Source organism: Streptomyces sp. GC420, assembly GCF_009916105.1.
Classification (GTDB): Bacteria; Actinomycetota; Actinomycetes; order Streptomycetales; family Streptomycetaceae; genus Streptomyces.
Window position 1 is genome coordinate 1 of the sequence record NZ_JAAAXQ010000701.1, and the last position, 1,866, is coordinate 1,866.

Consider the following 1,866-nt stretch of genomic DNA (forward strand, 5'->3'; position numbering starts at 1 on the left):
CCACACCCCACCACCAAGCCGGCGCCGGTCCCGGCAGCCCTGCTCCGGTACGCCTTTGCCCCGAGCGGCGCGACCGCCCGGATCGCGGCGGCCGCCGCGGTGGCGCGACGGCATGCGCCGTCGGCCGGGACCCGGACGCGCGGTGCCGGGAGGGCAGCCGGGTGCGCCGGGCGCCGGAGGGTCGGCGGCCGGTCGGGGCGGGGACGGAGAGGGCGCGGCAGGAGCATCAGACCGGTTCGGCCTCCGGGGCCGCGTGGCCGTTGGCCGCCGCGGCGCGGGATTCGCCCAGCACCCGGCCGGTGACCAGTTCCGGAGTGATGCGGATGTAGATGCCGTCGGGCGTGGGGGCCCACGAGCGTGGACCGGTGCGGCGGAGACGTTCCTGCTCCCGCTCGTCACTGACGGCCCCGGCGAGGCCCGTCACGACGACGCTCCAGCCCGTCCGCGCCGACTCGTCGAACTGGTCCGCCTCGAACGCGACGACCGCCCGGTCCACGGCGCGGGCCATCCGGGACGTCTTCGCCGTGCGCAGGACAACGGAACTGTCGTCGTCCAGACTGAAATTCACGGGCAGCACGGCGGGCAGTGCCCCGTCCGTGTAGACGATACGGCCGATCGGGACTCCAGCCATCAGAGCGAGAGCCTCTTCGCGGCCGAGTTCTCGGAAGCCGTCGTAGGGGTGCATGGTGTCCATCCATAGAGTGACCGGGCACCGCTGCGATAGGGCCGGTCGGCCCTTGTGAGGGGGCCGGGACGGCCCTGTACGCCGCGCGGGCCGCGGTCGGCTCATGCCGGGCCGACCTGCAGGGCCGCCTTCGCGGGCTCGCGGGGCGTCGCCCCGCCCTCGGGACCGAAGCCGATCCGCAGCAGCATCTGCGTGTGCCCCGCCTCCTGCCGGGGGTCGCTCAGCGCCCACCGCAGGTCCGGCCATTCCAGGGCCTGGTGCAGCATCGAGGCCCGAACCCCCCGGGCCGTGGCCAGCAGCAGCGCGTGCTCCATGGCCTGCCCGGCCTGGAGCCAGTCCACACGGCGGTCGTGCCGGGTGGTCAGCACCGCGACCCGCGGCCGCGCCTCGAAGGGCAGCGCGGGCAGCCGGCGGGACGGCGCGAGCCCGGCGAAGTCGCGCACCGGCACCCGGCCCCTGACGTCCTTCGGGCCGAGTGCCCCGGCGGGAATGCCGTAGGCCCCCGAGCGGGGCCCGGCGATCCACGCCCGGCTCTCCGCCGTACGCCCCGCGTCCGCCGCGTTGCGCCGCTCCGCCTCCCGGGTCAGACCGAGGAGCCGGCCGGTCTCCGCGGGCCCCGGCACATACAGCCGGGCCCCTTCGGTGTGCGCGGCCTCCGCCATCTCCCCGGGCAGCTCCTCGGGCAGCGGGTGGCTGTTGAACGGCAGCCGGCTCGTGTGCCGGCGCCACAGCGCCGCGTACAGGTCCCGCCGGGCCGTCCGGGCCGCCCGCGCGGGCCCCGCCAGCCGTACGACGGCGAGCAGCCCGGGGTCGGAGGGCAGCGGCAGCAGCCTCACGACGGGCTCCCAGCCCAGATGCACCGCGGCGACCCGCAGGTTGAACACCGCCGCGCCCACCGACATGTGCAGCGCCCGCCCGGCCGGGTCGGTCGCCGGCAGCGCGCGGCCGGGCACCGCGCGCACTTCGAGGCAGCGGGTGGCGGGGTCGGCGTGGAACCGCCACGGCTGGGTGTTGTGGATCGAGGGCGCGGCCACCGCCGCCGACACCAGGGTCTCCAGTGAAGCCGCGTCGAAAGCGGGAGGTCGCATGGTGGTCCTCTTTCCTCGGGGGCCGGGCGAGCCGTGTTCCCTCCACGCTGCGCCGGGCCGCGGGCCGCGGGGGAGGGGCCGACCGGCCCGAGG

The 1,866-nt window shown here is 76.9% G+C and carries 2 protein-coding genes; both read right to left on the reverse strand.

Going from position 1 to position 1,866, the window contains the following annotated elements:
• Window positions 1-226: 226 nt before the first annotated feature.
• Complete coding sequence (locus tag GUY61_RS37910) at window positions 227-685, reverse strand: pyridoxamine 5'-phosphate oxidase family protein (protein ID WP_166634830.1); 459 nt, start codon at window positions 683-685, stop codon at window positions 227-229.
• Window positions 686-786: 101 nt separating this feature from the next.
• Window positions 787-1,773: an Acg family FMN-binding oxidoreductase gene (locus GUY61_RS37915; RefSeq protein ID WP_166634829.1), complete on the reverse strand. Its 987-nt coding sequence runs from the start codon at window positions 1,771-1,773 to the stop codon at window positions 787-789.
• Between the last annotated feature and the right edge of the window lie 93 nt (window positions 1,774-1,866).

What these genes read in the sequence shown, in the direction of transcription:
- GUY61_RS37910 (WP_166634830.1), bottom strand. Translation starts at nt 685, where the DNA reads ATGCACCCCTACGACGGCTTCCGAGAACTCGGCCGCGAAGAGGCTCTC.
- GUY61_RS37915 (WP_166634829.1), bottom strand. Translation starts at nt 1,773, where the DNA reads ATGCGACCTCCCGCTTTCGACGCGGCTTCACTGGAGACCCTGGTGTCG.